Annotated in this window: 8 protein-coding genes; all 8 read right to left on the bottom strand. The window is 56.4% G+C overall.

Annotated elements, in window-relative coordinates; translation table 11 throughout:
- Positions 1 to 266: 266 nt before the first annotated feature.
- The 8 genes from mads8 to mads1 are packed head-to-tail and all read right to left on the bottom strand — an operon-like array spanning position 267 to position 17,295.
- Complete coding sequence (gene mads8 / locus CR152_RS06575) at positions 267 to 5,819, bottom strand: methylation-associated defense system ATP-binding protein MAD8 (protein WP_099874189.1); 5,553 nt, start codon at positions 5,817 to 5,819, stop codon at positions 267 to 269.
- Entirely contained in the window at positions 5,816 to 7,489 is a 1,674-nt protein-coding gene (mads7, locus tag CR152_RS06570; RefSeq protein ID WP_099874188.1) for a methylation-associated defense system protein MAD7, read from the bottom strand. The genes mads8 and mads7 overlap by 4 nt, the downstream gene beginning before the upstream one ends.
- Complete coding sequence (gene mads6, locus CR152_RS06565) at positions 7,489 to 11,652, bottom strand: methylation-associated defense system protein kinase MAD6 (RefSeq protein ID WP_099874187.1); 4,164 nt, start codon at positions 11,650 to 11,652, stop codon at positions 7,489 to 7,491. The genes mads7 and mads6 overlap by 1 nt, the downstream gene beginning before the upstream one ends.
- On the bottom strand, positions 11,652 to 13,025 hold the full coding sequence (gene mads5, locus CR152_RS32700; protein WP_157778351.1) for a methylation-associated defense system restriction endonuclease subunit S MAD5: 1,374 nt from the start codon (positions 13,023 to 13,025) through the stop codon (positions 11,652 to 11,654). Before mads5 ends, mads6 begins: the two co-directional genes overlap by 1 nt.
- Positions 13,022 to 13,678 (bottom strand): methylation-associated defense system protein MAD4, encoded by a 657-nt coding sequence (gene mads4, locus CR152_RS06555; RefSeq protein WP_099874185.1) that lies wholly within the window; start codon positions 13,676 to 13,678, stop codon positions 13,022 to 13,024. The genes mads5 and mads4 overlap by 4 nt, the downstream gene beginning before the upstream one ends.
- Positions 13,675 to 15,048, bottom strand: a complete 1,374-nt coding sequence (gene mads3 / locus CR152_RS06550; protein WP_099874184.1) for a methylation-associated defense system AAA family ATPase MAD3 — start codon at positions 15,046 to 15,048, stop codon at positions 13,675 to 13,677. The genes mads4 and mads3 overlap by 4 nt, the downstream gene beginning before the upstream one ends.
- The gene (gene mads2 / locus CR152_RS06545; RefSeq protein ID WP_099874183.1) at positions 15,045 to 17,087 is read right to left on the bottom strand and encodes a methylation-associated defense system DNA methyltransferase MAD2; all 2,043 of its coding nucleotides are present in this window, start codon (positions 17,085 to 17,087) and stop codon (positions 15,045 to 15,047) included. Before mads2 ends, mads3 begins: the two co-directional genes overlap by 4 nt.
- A complete protein-coding gene (gene mads1 / locus CR152_RS06540; protein WP_099874182.1) occupies positions 17,080 to 17,295 on the bottom strand; it encodes a methylation-associated defense system helix-turn-helix domain-containing protein MAD1 in 216 nt (71 codons plus the stop codon). The genes mads2 and mads1 overlap by 8 nt, the downstream gene beginning before the upstream one ends.
- Between the last annotated feature and the right edge of the window lie 394 nt (positions 17,296 to 17,689).

Below are 17,689 nucleotides of genomic sequence, written 5' to 3'. Positions count from 1 at the left end.
CCATGGTACCCCCTTTCGTTGCAACAATTGACCACATGATTGCCGAGTGTACTTGTCCTGCGCGAATTACCGCGCCCGGAAGGGATAGCGCAATGGATTCTTAATGCAGTAAATCTCTAGACGGTGCTGGGAAGACGCTTACCCCTGGCCTTGCGCAACTAGGTTTGCAAAGTTCGCGCCGGAACAGGCTTCGCGACAATTTCGACTCCTCAACGGAATTCATAAGGCGCCTGCATCGCTAAGCCCGCTTGTTGTAGCTACACCGATCATTCGTTTACGGCCACTCGCGTTGCTCCACCGTGTTGAGTCACACGAGGCCGACACCTCAGTTTGACGGCCCCCTTCGAGAAAGACTCATCGGTTGACTTGCTGGACCACACGTACGCCTCCCCCGCCCTTAGCAGAGCCATTCGCTCAGGCGTCAGGTTACCCAGCGCAGCGTTGGCCTTCTGAATATGCTTCAGCCACGCTGGCGAGTTGAACTTGTGCATGATGATCTGGGTGGACAATTCGATTAGGCTCACGGGAACAGAAGGCGGGTCTTGGCTGGCCACCAATATGCTTACACCTTTATGCCGCATTTCGCGAACCACCTCGATCAGTCCGGCAACCAAGTCGGGGCTCTCAATATACTTGTGAGCCTCATCGAATACCACCAACTTGTTGAAGCTGCGCCCGTTGATCCGTGCCTCTGCAAACAACTGTAAGAGCACTACAAACAATCCGAGTGCCTCATCCTTCTCGATGAATTCGTCACGAAGGTCCACGATGATCAAACGTCCCGGCTTCACCACGTCAGTTAGCGAGGTGGAGTCGTTGATGTATTCCGCAGCTAAGTCTAGGCGCATCCGGGCAAGCTCTTTCAGGTGCTCAGGAACCGATGAGGCCTCGATTCCTGCACGCAGTCCATCCAAGCTGATGTCATCGCGCATTGCCTTCATGATGCGCATGATTTGACGGATATAGGTGGCCTGATTGCCCACCGCACCCATTAAGAATTTCCAGTGCGACGCCTTCAACTCTGATGCAGAGAACTGTAACGGCAAAACCTCGATATCGGGATACTCGATCTGCCGCTCTTCAATCTTGTCTGCAGGCACAAGTAGCAAGACATCTGCAAGCGCCTTTGGCTCCGCCCCGTATATTTCCTTTAACGCGCGGACCTGATCCTCGACCCTATTAGCTCCAACCATTGACGTGAACTCGGGCTTGTAGTCCATGGTTGGGCTGTAGTGGAAGATCACTGTAGACAATGGCTCGGGCAGGCAGTTGATACCAGGGATAGCCAAAGAGGCCATCTCTGCAATGCTGCCTAGGGTATAGCTCTTCCCTCCACCCTGGACACCGAACAAGCTAATGGTGTGGGTTTGATTGAGGTCTAGCGCAACCTTGCGCCCGGAAACTTCTCCTAGCAGGCCGTACTGAGGCGTCAGGCCAGTAGCACCGAGCATAATGTCGTAAGGAACCGGAGCATCTTCTGCCACGATAGGTGGAGTCAAGGGCACGACGTTGGCAGGCCGTTTAGCAAAACTGTCATTCGCCAGCGGACCCTGATCTCTCGTTTTCTCATCCAGAGCGGATGGTGTTGATTCGCGTTTGACGATTGGCGACTGGGTAGAAGCAACCACCAAAGGGGGTACAAACACGTCAGGCGCTGATTCGCCCACCGGGGGGGCGGGAACGACTTTGAGAGGGCGGTATGTGGCATGCCGGCCGTCATCCCAAGCCAACGTACGATCGCGGTGCGGGCTGAGGAAGGCTGCGGTCTCAAAGGTCGGAACTGCTGGTGCCAACTCCCGGCGGCGCAGAAGCTCGTGCGTGACTTCCCGAGCCGTATCTACGGACCGGGCAGTCTGCAGGCTGGCTATGCTCTCGGTCTCAATAACAGCAGACTCAACGAGCTGCCGAATTAGGTCGCTGCCAATTCGATAGTACTCGATGCCACCCTCGTGCTCGGCGGGCTCGGTTCCGGGCTTGCTGAAATCAAACACCACCGCACTTCGCGTAAACATCAGCGTGTAGGGACGCTCATCAAGGCGACGCAAAAAATATTGCGCTTCTTCTGCTGCCTCGGGGAGAACGATGCCATACCGCTCCGCACGATCCAAATAGAAGGCCAGCAATGCCGCTAAATCCCGGTTTTTTATCGGGCGATCAGGACGGTCCACTTCAGCGCGCTTAGGGTCGAAGTGGTAAGCGATTACTTGTTCCGTTTGTGCTATCTGCTCAGCAATGGACGCCTTCAATTGGGTATAGGCACCAACATCACCAACCTGGCTGTAGCACTTCACCTCTACTAATCGACAAGTTATCACGCGACTGGACGGATCTAGATCGAACAGTGCCAGATCAGTTCGCCGGAAGTTGACGTCGTCCCCCAACTCTTCGGCGTTCTGCCGGAATGCCTTGTACAGCTCCAAATGTGCATCCAACGGCACGACCACTTGGTTTTGAAAAACGCCTTGATGTTCCAGGAACAAACGAGAGAGTGCAAGTCCCATTGCCTCAGCTCGTTGCGACGAGGAGGAGAGTAACTTCAGGGCCAAACGACCAGACAGTGAGCGCAACTGATCCAACATCGCCAAGGCATGGCGGCCAGTGTTCGGCAAACCATACTCGCCTAGGATGGGAACCAATAAAGACTCCAGCTCCGCCACCGAGCGCGAAGTAATCGCCAACCGATGGCTCATCGCATTGGCCATGTCGGGCGAGTGATCGATAAGATAGTCGGGCCGATTGGAATGTCGACGATGATCAAAGAACTCGATGCCAAGATTTCGATCAATCGTGATCACCCAATCGCTGACCTCGTGAACTTGATGAAGCATTGCGCGCTCGTCAGCTGACAAGCTTAGCGCAACCACGGGGCGCGCGTGCGGAAGATACTGGCTGCGGGCGACCGCAGCCACGGCAATCGATACCGCGCGGGAGATACCGCCCATAAGGTCGGACAAGGCTTCAGCTCCCTCCAGCGGCTGAGCGATACCGTGTAGGGGGCGCCGAAGCCACGTAATGGATTGTTCGTCCTCTAAATAATCCACCTTAAAGGGCTGAATTAGGCCATGTACGAATGAGGAATCATCCGATTCTCGCACGTCTACGGCTCTAATTTCCTCGGCAGGGAACAGGTCAAATAGGAACGACAGGTGCGCAGCATGCGAGTCTGGGGCGTCTCGGAATTCCTTGATGGCCCGGACCGCCAATCGCAACTTCGGGTGCAAATGGCTGTCTGTTGGCGTTGAAAACGCATCTGCCTCCTTCGCACTGGTGCCCGAGTCTGGCGCCAAAAGTTCCAACAGAGCTTCCCCGGTCGATGGGACGGCAGGGTCAAGTACGAACAGCCGAACGTCGTACCGAAGATCGGAAAACTCAGAATGACGCTGCAGTGCCAATAGAACATCAGCTAATGCCCCCGCTCTCCCGGCGTTGAAGGCATTGATCGTCAAGGTCTCAACATAGGGATGCTGAATCAAATATCGCTGAACACGCGACGCCAAATAGGCGCTGTCGATGGTTGCACCGCCGATGGCAGGCTCCTGAAGACCAAGCGCCGCACACACCTCTCCAACTAAGCCCCGAGGGTCCTTCTCATCGGTCGCAGCATACAGCGCCCAGAATGGATTGATATTGTCAACGGCAAGAGCCGAGCGCCCCAGTTCCTCACCGAAGGGGAGTACCGGAGGAAAAGCTGCGGGGGCAAGCTGCTTGATCACAGCATCACGGGTCGGAACCACGAACTCGCGGCTGCTCATTCGACTTCGCTCCATCCAGGTCTGTCCGAGCTGGCCCCACGCGGCATGCCAAGTTGAGCGCAGCGGATGCGTTGGCCCCAGCAGCACAGCGTCTCGGCGTCTGCCTTGATAATCTTCCAGGACCAACGCCACCGAATCAATGGTCAACGCACACCGTAGTTCATCCATTGCTTGGCGCGCCACAGCCGCATCGCTCGAGCTGGATCGGACCAGTACGGCATCAATCCAAGCTAAGTAAGCAGCAGCGTAGTTTTGCGCGGGCTCCTGCAGCTGAAGAAGGTCACTTGCCTGCATGATCAGTCGCTGATCGCCCTGTAGAACGGCTTCAAAGAGCGCCGCCCGAGCTTCCCTGAAGCGCGCCACCTCTTCTGAGCTGGGCCATACGAAGGACATCGTTGAGCGTGTGGCGACTCCTGAGGCACTGACCGACAACTTCAATCGGTTGAGACCATCTGGATCACTAAGAAAGGCACGCTCAAGGCTGGCCAGCACACCAGACACCAAGACGTTCGCTTTACCTTCCTTGCCCAGCCGAATCTCCAGAGTCTCAGCGGTTGTCGCAGCTTTACTGCCTCGTTCGACCCATGCACAACCAGTGATCGAGACAGAACCGGGATCACGATCCTGAGACACCGCAGCGAAACGTGCGCGCAGCAACGCGTGCATTAAACTGGAATCCCGTGGCACCGCGCGTTGCGGCGGCTCTACCTCGACCTCTTCATCTGTAACAACATAGAAAAGATCGCTCTCATTGGCGCTGGCGTGTGTTTCCGATGCATCGTTGTTAAAGCGCACCGGATTGCCTTCGCCGTCAGCCAGTGGAATTCGGTCACCGTCCTCCGTTTCTGCATACACCCGAACGAAATGCCAACCCTCTTCCCAGTCGGTCTTACCAATCGACGAAAAGGCGATCACCCCTGAATCCATACCTTTGGCCCATGCCGCTTTACGCCGCCGCAGCCCGGTCGGACCATTGTCGCGCGAAACCACCTCTGCTACAAAGCGGGACAAGCCCTCGACTTTAGATGGAACGGGATCGACACGGAAAGACACGCTGAACTTCTTCAGCCCAGTCTTTGAGATAGGCAGCACCTTGTGGCCAATCAGCTCAGCCAAGCGAGGATCCTCGTTATCTTCCTTCACCACTGGCAAATCTGGCAAGACTACATCACCAATATAGACGGCGTCCGGATTGACACCACCATCCGCAAAATGCCATTTGTTGAACGCGAGAGGCCAATGCACCCGGTCGCGGACAATCAGCTGCGTCCATTCCTTGGGATTGGCAACACCCACCCGCGAGAAAAACTCGCCCAATTGCTTGCAGAACAGAGGCTCAAGCAAGCCTAGCTCCAGCGCTCGAACGCGCTCGGTCTTTGTAGACCAAGTGATGCGTTCGACGCACTCGCGATTACGCGCCACACGAGCGGGTGCTCGCTCAGCTTGCTGGTACAGCTCAAAGTCAGGTATCAGAGCGAACTCGCACAGCGCTGCGCCCATGGCATCCTGCTCAAAATCATTGACCTTGCAGGTCAGCAGATACCGCGCAACTGCGGCATCGTCGGCATATCGCCAACGGGTCTCGCCTCGGCGCAGCTCACCTAGGCAAGCTTCCACGGCAACTCTCACATCGGCTGGAACCTGTGAAATTAGAAGCGCATTCAGCTCGGCATAGGCTCCATCAATTGACACCTCTTCAAACGTCGCAACCCCGAATGAGTCCTCAGCTGATGCCCGCAGGTCGTTCGGCACAAACACGAGCAGCGGCGGCCGAAGCTCTTCGTTAGGCAGCGGATTTCTGAGTTCCACAAGCTTGGTACTGCTAACCGCTAAATCTGGTGCCAGAGCACGGAGGCTGTCATCTGCAAGAACCACAACGTTAGCCGAAGGAACTGCAGCACGAAGACCGCCGGCCAAGCGAATCATCAGCTCACGGTCAAGGTCCGTGACCCGCATGCAATGCCCGAGATCGCGAGTCGCCAAAAGCTTAGAAAGCTTCGGCAGCAGTACCGTTTCCAGCGCGGCGTTCAGCTCCTGGGTGGTGAGTTCACGTAATCCTTGGCTCATGTGCTTGCTCCCTCCGCGTGTTCCGCGATTACATAGCGCGGCACGACGGTTTGTGTCACGTATGCATCGGAAAGGTCTCGATAGAAACCAATTTCGCGAAGGCGTCCGGTGAAGGCCTGTACGTTGCTCCTTAGCGCCTTGCGCTCCTCGATAGTTGGCGTGCTGAAGCCTTCGCCGGGCGGCAGCTGGTCAATATGAATGCCGTAACGCTCACGCAGAAACGACATCAACTCATCGATCCGCATCTCCCCCGTGAAATAGCCTTGATCACCACCGGGCCGCAGGACGGCAATCTGCAAAAGAACTTCAAGCAAGCGGCTTTCTAAAACAAATCGCCGGGGGGCATTTCGCGCGCGAGTTTGTGCGAGCAGCGCTCCCGACTTGTTCTTGAGCATCGTGGCATCCAGTGACTCGACGATGTACTTCCGATGGAAGGCGCCACGAAGGGCCACCAGAATCTCAATGTAAGTATCAAAATCCGGGAGGCCCATTTTGGTAATCGCCTCTACCTCCGCATCTAAGCCAGCCCCCCCCTCAGCCAGGGATTCCAACAGTCCGGAAAGTCGTTCGCCGAAAAACTTGTTCCGCTCCTCCGCAAAAGGCTCGCCTTGCAACCCGTATAGCTGGCCAACGGAAAATACCGCGTTCAAAGGGCGGATCAGCTTTCCACGTCTGACCAGGTGCTCTGAGAACTCGTCCAGCTTCTTCGCGACGAAGTACGCACGGACAAAACTAGGAATACGCCGGTAATACCCGTCGGCGCTTCGCTCAGCCAGCGTCGCCGTTGCAGAACTCGCGCTGCCGGAGAGATCAACATATAGACCGAGCTTGTAAGGGCAGTCACCCTGCGGATCGCGTTGTTCGCGGGGCTTCATTGGGCACGTCGATTCGGCGCAGAGGGAATTTGCACCCTCCAGCTTCTGCCAAGCAGGCAGCAATTTCATGAGACGCAGGTGATAAAGGGCCAAGTGGAACGACAACAGGACCTTAAGATATTCCACCATCACCGAGCGTGGCATAAAGGGTTTATAGAAAAGCAATCGCTGAACGTCCTCGGCCATCAAGTCAGCCGATCCGATGCAAACCGGCGCGAAGCGGTCGCCTCCAGCACGTGTATCAGCCGTGTCTTTTCGCTGAGAAAGGAAATGCAGCAGCGTGGCAGTCTCAATGTCGGTCAGCGCTTTCTCGTTCAACTCTCGCGTGAGCTTGTCGAACCCGTCGAAGAAGAAGCTCTTTAGATGCTCGATTGCCTTGTGACCTGTAAGGTTTCGAGCGTGATGAAGCATCTGGTAGAGATGCTGGGAAGCGCCATAGTCTCGCGAGTGTTTCGGATTGCGAAAGCGGTAAGTATAGCCATGCAAGGGGCGCGGACCAGCCACGGCCGCGTTTTTCTTGCCTCGATTCACAATGTCCATCAGGTGGGTTTCGACCCAACGCTCCACTATGTCTCGGTGCTGCCTGAAGCCCAAGAATTTGTCGCTAGCGTCGAGGATGTCATCCACGAATTTGTCCACGGTTAACTCGCGCTTGTCCCGGAAGACGCTCGGATAGCCGCCATGCTCAAGGCGCTCGAACAGCCCTGTGAGTACCCGGTCCATCTCGATCGTCTTGAAATCGAGATAGCTAATTTTCGGGAGGCGAAACTCCCTGTCCTTCTTCTGCAATGCCATCAGTTCCCCTTGACGCCGTTTTTAACGACTGCTCCGCCACTACTCACTACTGGACCCTGCAGCAAACGGATCTCCAGGCGGCCATCGTCATGGCGAGCCAAGCGAAAGAAGTCGTGTCCCGTTGTGGTCAGCAGAATTTCCCGATAGGGCTGTGCGTTCAGACTATTCTTGAATACGCCGAGGCAAAGATAGAAACCCTGCATTTCCTCGACACTGGGCCGATAGCCTTCGTTGAGGCGTACCAGCATCTCGAACACATCCAGGTTGATGATCAACTCGCTTGTGATCGCGCCCACGCCTTGCCCTTCATATTTCAACAGCAGGCCTGTCGGCAGGTGCTCAACGAAGCGCGCCTTTGCCGCAAAGTCTTGCACTTGCAGATCGAAGCCTTCCGTAGGGAAGAGCCGGTAACTTCGAACCGTGCCGTGTTCGACCTGGCGCAACTGCAAGGCCAAGCTGGCCCCCAGGCGCTCGGGTCGCTGAAGTCCCTCACCGCGGTTGATCGCATGCAAGATTTCGCTGGTGAGTTCTTCGATGGGCGTTTCCCCGCGAACGATCTCCACCATGCGCTTGGCGGAGCGATAAGGCAGCATCTTTTCCCAGCTAGGGTCGCGCCGTTCAAAGAAGTGCTTGCGGCGAGCCATTGCGACGTATGCCCGGTGCTTTCGGGCGCGCTGGCGAACGGAAGAATCAGATAGTCCACGCGGAAGATCGGCGAATAGCCGTTTCAATATCTCGAAGTCGAACTGCCTCCGGCGCTCAAAACGGAACAAGGCCCGGTCGTCAGGTTGCACAAAGTCCAACCCACGGTCGAAGCGTGGGTCTTCCTGCTTGCCGACATCAAGATCGCTAAGCAACGTCAGTAGCCGGTCTGAGGTGGGTTGTTCGGCACCCATCCAGCTATTGAAGTAGAAGCTGCGCGCCACGTCATCATGTTTCCCAGCCGCGTACAGCGCATGTATCTCGGCACAGTCGCGGTTCCCGATCAACATGAAGGACAGAGCCGAGCGCAGGTCGCGCATCGTGATGTGCAAGCGCCCGCGAAGGTGCGCCATGGTGTAAAGCATCTTGAGGCGCTCTAGCAAGCGCGGGCCGGCGATTTCGTCCTGGAAGCTGCGTGCGTTGTGCAAGGCGTAGCAACTGTCCTGCAGGACACATTGTTCGCAAGCGGACCAATTCTTGGGCTGTACCATGCTTTGCAGCGTGCGCTCCAGAATTGAACCGCCTTCAGCGTCGGCTACCACACTGCGCCTGTTCAGGTTTACCACCGCCACACCAGATTCTGCCTCGCCGCTCGAAAACGCCCTCCGAACGAGCGCCGTCAATGCGGGAAAGCCTATCTCATGGGTCGCCAGAAAGTCCACCAATCGGCCTTCATTGATCGCGATCAGCCTGGTCTCAGCTGGCTTCCACAATGTCGCGTCGTTGCCTTTGAACGGTGCCAGGAAATCCAACAAAACCTGGTTGTTGTCTTTGTTGCCCTCGTCCTGGCTGCCATCGTAGTTGATCAAATAGCGCCTGCCCGCCAGGAGCAGCTCGCTGCCATTGGGCAGGCCTCGATTGGCTGAGCCGCCCCGGGCTTCAACCTCTTTCTCCAGGCGCTGCAAGAAGGCCGTCTTGCCATCACCTGCATTCCCCGAGATCAGCACCAATCGAAATTCACCCTGCAGCACAGCGGGTAACAAGGCCCGATCCAGCGCTGTGTCCACGTAAGCGGAGAAGCCCAGCGCGTCCATGCCCCGCGTGCCCGCATTGCTACGGCTGCTCTGGCTATATAACGTCAGCAGGTGCGACACAAAAGCATTTCTATTCAAAGCGGGTTCGGTCAAAACGGCTTGCCCACTGCTGACCGCCGTCGCCATGGCTGTCAGGCTGCCGCTTTGAATGCGCCGCGCGTGGCGCACCTCTGCCAGCGCATCCCGGAAATCAACGGCGGTGTGATAACGCTCAGTCCGACGCGGGGCAATTGCCTTCAACACCACGTTCACCAGCTCTGAGGCTAAGTCGTCAAAACCCGATAAATCGCGCGGGTCGGGCGCTGGCTTGTTGATGGGCGGCTCGGTCGTGTCCCAGGGGTACCGGGATGTCAGTGCCTCATAAAGGGTCAGGCCCAAGGCATAGAGATCACGGTCCGCGCGCTCTCCGTTGTGTGGAATGACCTCGGGGTCAAAGTCCGGGGGCAGATAGCGTCGTGAGCCACCACCGCGCGACTCTTTATCATCTGCTCGAACCGAGACATTGAAGTCGATGATCTTGGCGCCCTTGTGGGTCCAGAGCAGGTTACGGGGCTTAATGTCGCAGTGATGGAAGCCGTGCGCATGCAGGTGTACCAGTCCTTCCATCACCTGCTTGCCTAGTTCCAGCGCGTCCTCGGGTGACAGGAGGCGATCCTGGATCATGTCGCCAACGTCTGAGCCTTCCACATACTCAAACACAAGGAAAGGGATGTCATGGCCAGGGATCACATCCGCATCCAGCACCCGTACCACGTGAGGGTGTTCCGGAATCTGCACCAGGTGGCGATATTCCTTCTTTAATCGGTCCAGGGTCGAGTGCCGGTCGCTGACGATAAGCTTCACCGTGCGTGCTACATCCCCTAAGGTATCGATCACCTTGTAGACCACGCCGAAACTGCCTCTCCCCAGCTTCTTCTCGACGATGAACTTGTGAGTCAGCCGGTAGCCTGCTGCAAGGTTCAAGTAATCGACGAGTGCTTGTTCTGCCGCTTCAACCGGTTCAAGCTTCAGCACTTCAATTGGCCCAGTATGTGGCTGGGGTGCCGGTTGTAGAATGGCGTTCAATGTCGCCAGCGCGGCGGTGGCGGTCAAGCGCTTGTGTTCGTCAAATGCGCACAGGCTCTGTAGCCAACCGTCAAAAGTTTCGTTCAGCTCAGGTCGCAGCGCAGAGGGCTTGTTCAAAAACTCGCCCGCTCGATCCCACACCGTTGTGGGATCGCCTGCGAACGGACGCTCCCCAGTGAACAGCTCATAGAGGATGACACCGGCGGAAAAAATGTCCGACGCCGTGGATGCCGCACCCGGCTCGCGGAATGCCTCCGGGGCTACATAGGCCTTTTCCACGAGTTCAACAATGTCTGGCGCTATTGTCAGGGTGCGGTCGGCGCCAGGCTTGGCGAAATCGAAGTCGGTGATGCGTGTGGTGCCGTCCTGACCGATCAAGATCGCACCTGGCGTGAGGTTGCGATGAACCACGCCGTAGTGGTGCGCATGGGCCAAAGCTGCCAACAGGTCCTTGGCGACTCGCCACTTCTGGTCCAGCGTCAGCGCCAGTTGAGGTCGGACCATGTGTACCGTCAGCGCTTGACCGGGTGCATCATCCAGGATCAGGATGAACGACTTATCGTCATCGGTTGGGAAGAAGTCCCGCGCCGCCACAATGTTGGGGTGCAGCGGCAGCTTGGAAAGTGCCCGATAGGCATTGGTAATGCGGTTGACCTGCGCCTTACGCACATCTTCAGGTTGATAGGGGTCAGCTCGGTACACCCGCAGGCGGGCCGTGCCACCCGCGAACGCGTTCTCGGCACGGAACTCCGTATAAGCCTCTGCTGCCCCGAGCTTTTCTGTTACTTGCCAGTGACCGAACCGCTGCACGGCGGAAGCAGGTTTCACCACTTTTAACGCATGCAGGATGAGTCCCTGCTGCTGCAGGATGTTCTTGGAGAAGCGCGCAGGGATGCGCGTCGCGTCTTTAAAGTAACGCTCAGCGTCCTTCAGTTTGACTGCCCGGTCCGCGTCAAGTTGCTCGCGATCGTTCAAATGTGCATCAGGCGCGGTGAGCAGGATGGCGGCATCTACATAGATGCCGTCCAGCTCATGACGTCCGGGATTGGCCTGGGTCACCAAGCCCTTCACGGTGCGGGCGTGGCTTCGCAACTTGCCCAGCGGCGAGGGATACGGAGCGCGCCCCTCGGGATACCACTTGTTGCCGTACACGTCGATGGTGCCGCGCGTGCCCTTCACGTCAATCAGGTAAAGGGCATGCGGGGTCAACAGCGCGATGTCGATCTCGAAGCGTTCACCGTGGCGCTCAATCTCGAAGTTATGGAGCAGGACAAAACTTTCTGGTAGGCGATCCCGAAGGTAAGCGATGGCGTTGCGCTCCGCATCGTTGACCGGCTGGCCTACTGGGATCACCTTTGCCATCAGCTTTCCTTCCGAATTTTTTCTTCTAGCATCGCAACGGCTGCTGCTTCCAATTCGTTGCCTTTGTTCTGCGCGACGACCGCTTTTTCAGCACGTGATCCGATCTCTTGACGATCCAGCTCAGGCAGCCATGGAACGGTTAGGTCACTGACCAATGACGAATCAAGACTAGGAATGGATGATCCAAATGCCGTACCGATCAGCGCCCAGTACCCTGGCTCGGATGCCAAAACAGCCCAAAGGTAACCGGCATCTGAGGGCGAATGACACCGAACGCGAACCAGGTGCTCACTTCCAGCCTGACCGACGTTCATTGGCAAGGGCAATACCGCACGGCCGATGATCCCGCCAAGCTGACCACTACGCGGAATCAACACATCGCAATCCGATAGCAATAGTCCTTCTAGATGCGGTGTCAGTGATCGCGAAACCAAATACTCTGCGCTGGGATTCAACTCGAACACGGAAGAGGATGACAGGAAGGGAACGCCAAAGGCAGGGTCGGTGACCTTCAGCCGAGAGCCTCGATTGGGTTCAAAGACTCGTTCCACTTTATCGCCCAGCCGAACACCGCAATGGGCGGCTAACGAGGCTCGACCTGCCTCAACATTCGGTGAATAGTGGAAGGCGTCCATTCGCCCGCGTAGTGACGATGCCATGGGAGTACCAGCCGCAGGGCCGGTGTGTTGGCTCCATTCAATCTTGGCCTGGAAAAGCGCAAGCGCGGCGCGACGATGCATAGATGCCGCAACGCGCTCGGCCGCAGCAGCGTCGATGGCTTCCCCCACTTCTTGCTCGAAGCCTGGCTCGAACCGCGGCACCGGCAATTCAGCGATGTGCTCGGGCTCAATGTGCTGAATGATCGCGCCGTAAGTCCCCGAAACCACTAGAGGCACACCATAGCGGCTAGACAAGAAGGCATAGAGATAGCCTGGTGGAATACGTTGCGCATCGGGAGCGACTCGTAGCACGTGCTCAGAGCACGCCATAGCATCCATGTCTGGCCTTGTATATGCCATCCGCCCAATGGTCCCGGAGCGGGTGATCAACGTCCACCCTGAGCGCAAGGTGAACAATGGATTTCGCCGGACTTGCCGATTGGAGATTAACGGTAAGGCGGAAAAGTCGGACATCCGAATATCTGAGCTACCCATAAATGCTGTGCCGTACGAGGCATCTTCCACCCAAAGTCTTGCCTCTCGTCCTGCATGAAAGATTCGATCTGTGACATCTGAAAGTCTTTCCGTCAGAGGCAATCGATTCAATGTGTCCCGCGCCTCCAGCGCTCCCGACATATACGGGTTGCAATCGAGTCGGCGGCCACCTTCTTGCAGCCAAGCGGAGCGAACAATTTTCCAATTCGGGTTACTCATGCCGCCGCCTCCTGAGGGAACCATTGCTGAAGTGCGGTATGCAGCTCGACAAAGGCCGTGTCTGTACACCCTTTAATCGATATGTGCTCAGCCAGCTTTTGGTAAATTGCGGAAGAACGAGGTTGCCGGGTCTGCTTCAGCACCCACTCAGCGGCCTCTTTCGGTCGCGGTGGCTTAGCGGCGTCAGCCGGCCACCATCCACTATCAGACAGATGTTGCCGCAGCGACTTGTCGCCCTTGTAGCGAAGCACGTCTGCAACCTGCGGCTTGTCCTGCCACAGCCAGTTTTCCAACTCCGGATCGATCGCAATCACCTTGACCGCATACTCAGCCCAGCCGCTGGCGATTAGGTTAGCCGTGATATGGGCAATGATGGCGTCCTTGCGAGGCGAGCCGCCCCATTCGCAATCCAGCACCACGAGGGCGCGATGGTGGCTGTTTTGGTAGGGGCGCAGTAGCTCGTGGCCCTTCGTGTACACGCCAGGGTCATTGCCGCCTTCATCCACTAATAGGTCGGCGCCCACATCGGTATTGATTTCAAATGGTGCACAGCCGAGGCTCAGGTACCAACCATCCCGCTTAAAGTAGCCACGGAAGGTAGCTGCCATGTTGCTATCGGCCACCAAAATGACGCAGGGTCGTTTGGTTATCATCCCAATACCCCCGCTGCGAATAGACTCCCAAGATCAATGCCACCACGCCACTCCTGCAAACGAGGGTGATCTGTGCCAGCAACCATCTCGACACCGCCTTCATTGGCCAGCCGGGCACACAACAACTGGTTCAGCTTGGCACGGGCTAGCACCACGGGTGAATGCGACGACACCCATACTTGGCTGTCGTACATGGATGAGAGCGATTGCAAGACGGCTTCGATGGCGCGCGGATGGATGCCGTTCTCCGGCTCCTCAGTCACCAGAATAGCGGGCTGCTTGCTGAGGTAGGGCAACAGCGTCAGTGTAAGGATGCGCAAGGTGCCGTCCGACAAGCCGGGGGATGGCACTTGGAAATCGCCTTTGTAGCTGACAACGAAGTAGGCATGATGATCGTCTTCGCGCTCGCGCACCTCCACGTCCATTACCTGCGGGAGCGCGGTTTGCACGTGCGCAACCCAATCGGCATAGCGCTCGCTGCGGTAGTCGGCACCCGCATCTTGCGGTGCGCCCTCGCGCATCAACTCCAACGCGAGCCACGGCGCATTCCGACCGTCGGATGTGATGGTTTTCGGCTGCCCTGGCGGGCAGGCGAACCGCATCTCCTCCCAATCCGGATTAAGAAACACTGTTTCAGTGGTGAGCAGACTGTGTAACCAACGTGACGCGGGAAACTCATGCTCTGATTCAAAAAGCATTCGAGGCATTGCTAGCAAGGTATTGCCAATTCCGACTTTTGTGGAGCGAGTTCGCGCGCCTGGCGGCGGCACTTCTGGCGTAAATTCAGCCGTTTGGCCAAATTCGCGCTGTAGAATCATTCGCCAACCCTTGCTTCCCCGCTCGCCCACGCGAACGCCCTGGTATCCGGGCTCCGTGCGACTCGGTTTGAAGTTCTCGGGGAAGACGAAAAGGTACTCCTGAACAACATGAAGTTCGCGATCTTCAGAAACTCTAAGCCCTAGCTCGTACCTGATATGTGAAGGCCAGCGCTTCTTATCGATGTCCAGCGCGGACTGAGTCTTTTGCCGTTGGGCCTTACTCAATCGTTGAAACATGCCTTCGACGAGCCTTGACTGAACTGCCTCCGGCAATTTCGCCTCGATGGCGAAGGAAAAGTCATCTCCCCGACCAGCGAAAACTAGTTCTCTTAGGCTACTTGCGCGAGCTTTTCGCTCCGACGACTTGCGACGTCGCGGCACGAATGCATCGATTACATACTTGGCATCCAATAGGTCGCCGAGTAGACCGGGCAAATCAAGGAGGGTGGTCTTGCCAGAGCCATTGGCGCCGACGAGAACGCGAAACTCGCCGACATCAACACCGAGGCGTTCAAAGCAGCGATAGCGTGTGGCTTCCAGTCGCGTGATCACTTGTTGGGCTCCGGATGTTGAGCGCGGAACGCTGCGTAGGCCTTGGCGATTTCAGGCAGGTCGTCGTCGAGAATGCGTTCTTTGCGGTGCAACGTGCGCACTTGCAGGCCGCCACCGATGCGCACTTTCTCTTCATGGCTGACATCCACAAGAATTTCTTCACCGTCTGGGTGACGCTTATAAAGGGTGTTGCCACGGCGGTCAAAGCCTACCTTTTCAGCCACCGCCATGAACACGGGGTAATCCTTCTTCTGGCCCAGATCTTCCGCTTGGATTACTTCTGAGGGCTTGCGCTTCAGGAAGAGCAAGCTGGTCAGTATGTTGACATTCGCCTCCACGATGAAGGACTCTACTGGCAGGTCGATGCTGGCTAAAACCCAGCAGTGGCGAAGAATCCAATACCGAATGAATTCATCACCAGGATTGCCCAAGATGCCATCAGGCAGCACGATGCCTGCCCGGCCACCCGGCTTAAGCCACTTGACACAACGTTCGATGAACAGCACTTCGGGAGACACCGCAGGTTTGATAGCGTTGGTCATCACAAAACCCTCACCTTGTCGTTCCCAACGGCGGGCCAGTTCGTACTGCTCTAGTATGGTTTTTTCAGTGACCGGGATGTCTGAGCCGAAGGGAGGATTGGTCATCAAAACATCGATGGTGCCAAGCGGGATGGTCTCTTTCGCAGCTTGGACGCCGGGTAAATGCCCGGCTGGGAACTCCAGCGAATTCATGTGATAGAGACTACCCAATGAATTACCCGCCATCATCACGTTCATCTGTGCGGCGCGGACCAGGAACGGGTCGAAGTCAGCGCCAAACAGGTTCTTAGCTGCATAGTTAGCGAGCCGGTCGCGGATGGAGATGAACTCTTCCGTGTTCTCGTCGCCCGCCTTAATGCGCTTTTCTTCGTGAAACGCTTTGTTCAGGTAGTTGAGGGTCTCAACCAAGAATCCACCCGTGCCGCAGGACGAATCAAGTACGCGCTCATGCTCCTTCGGCGCAAGCATTTTGACCACAAGACTTATGGCGCCACGCGGCGTGAAGTACTGGCCGCGATCTCCGCGCAGGTTCGTGCCAACGATCTCTTGGTACGCAGTGCCTTTGGCGTCCACGTCAGTGCGGCCAAAATCGTACCGGGCCAGTTCGGACACAATAAAGGCCAAGGCCCGGTCGGACAATGTAATCTCTTCATTGCCCTTAAACAGACTGCCGTACTTCTTCTTTACCGCGTCAAAAAGCGGCTTGATGCGCAGGCGGATTTGCTCACGACCGGCCGGTTCAAACGGCTCGAACGGCCCCACCCAAAAACGACGTGCGTCGTTGGGTTGCTGTTCGTCGTACATCTTACAAAAAATGAGGTACAGAAACTGCCAGAAAGCAGCATCTTTGGGCATCCCTTCGTTGCCGTGAATGTAGTTGTGGCAACGGCGGAATGCAATGCGCAACATGACCGGGTCGGCGCGACGCAGGCGACCCATGGAGTGACCTTCCACGCTAAAAGTGTCATCGCCCAAGGGCCAATCGCCGATGGGCTTGAACTTAGTGTCAAAGCGGGTGACCTCTTTCTTAAAGAAGAAAAACTCCAGGCCATTTGTCCACAAGCCGTAGTCGCAACTATTGACTTCGGCCATCACGGTTTCCAGCACATCAAACTCTTTGCGCGCCTCTTCCGGATCGCGCATTCGATAGGCACCCTTGGTGCCGATCTTTGGCTCCTTTTCAACCACCACGGCACGGTAGAGGTTGTCGACTGTGTGCATTCGACCAGGCTTAAAGATGGCGATATCGATCTTGCGGTTCTTGCCTAACACCTTCACCTTAAAGTCAGGCTCCATATCTTCGGCAGCGATTCCATACTCATGGATGATGGCGCGCGCGATGCGCTGGCGAACTTGCTCCTTATCGCTGTCCTTCACTGGATTGCCAGTGATGTAGTCGAAGACTTTGCCCTCGTCGAGTGCGCTCTCAGGCGCTGGGGTTTCGTGTTCGAGGTCGTTCATATCATTGTTATCCTGTGCGGAGCGCTGCTTAGGCATTGCGGGGCTCCTTGTCGTTAAAGTCATCACTGCTGGCGGCCGCACCGCCCTCTCGCACCCAGGCATCCACGTCTTCTTTCTTGAACTTCCAGAAGCGTCCGACCTTGTGCCCAGGCATACCTTTTGTGGTCACCCAGCTATAAATTGTGTCTTTGGCAACACCAAGATAGTCGGCAATTTCATCTACAGAGAGCCAGCGGTCGTCCATATCAGCTTCCAAATAAATTAAATCTCCAAGATTGCAGATCTAAAGTGAAGTGTACTATGAAGTTCCAAATGACAACAAACTTATTCCGGTTTGATCGGGTTTGGTACAGTTTAGGGGGATCTGACAGGAAAGATCATTTGATCGGATAGTCACGCAGAGTTAAAATTGCGTTAGAAATGTAGGAAAGCGCTGATCAATACCGGCATCATGGCACGGTCAAGTTTCGATCAAAGCGGCTCTGGGTTCTGCGTCACCTGCGAGGCACGCGAAATCCTAGACCGTAGTAGCTATTGGATCTACCACTACAAAGAGCTATCTGGCTTGATTCATGTACGCGACCCGTGTGTGGCGCAGGCTGGCACCAGTCCCGACTAATGAAGCGGTCATTAGATTG

This window comes from Massilia violaceinigra, from assembly GCF_002752675.1.
Taxonomy (GTDB): Bacteria; Pseudomonadota; Gammaproteobacteria; order Burkholderiales; family Burkholderiaceae_D; genus Telluria_A; species Telluria_A violaceinigra.
This window is presented reverse-complemented; position numbering and strand designations above follow the sequence as displayed.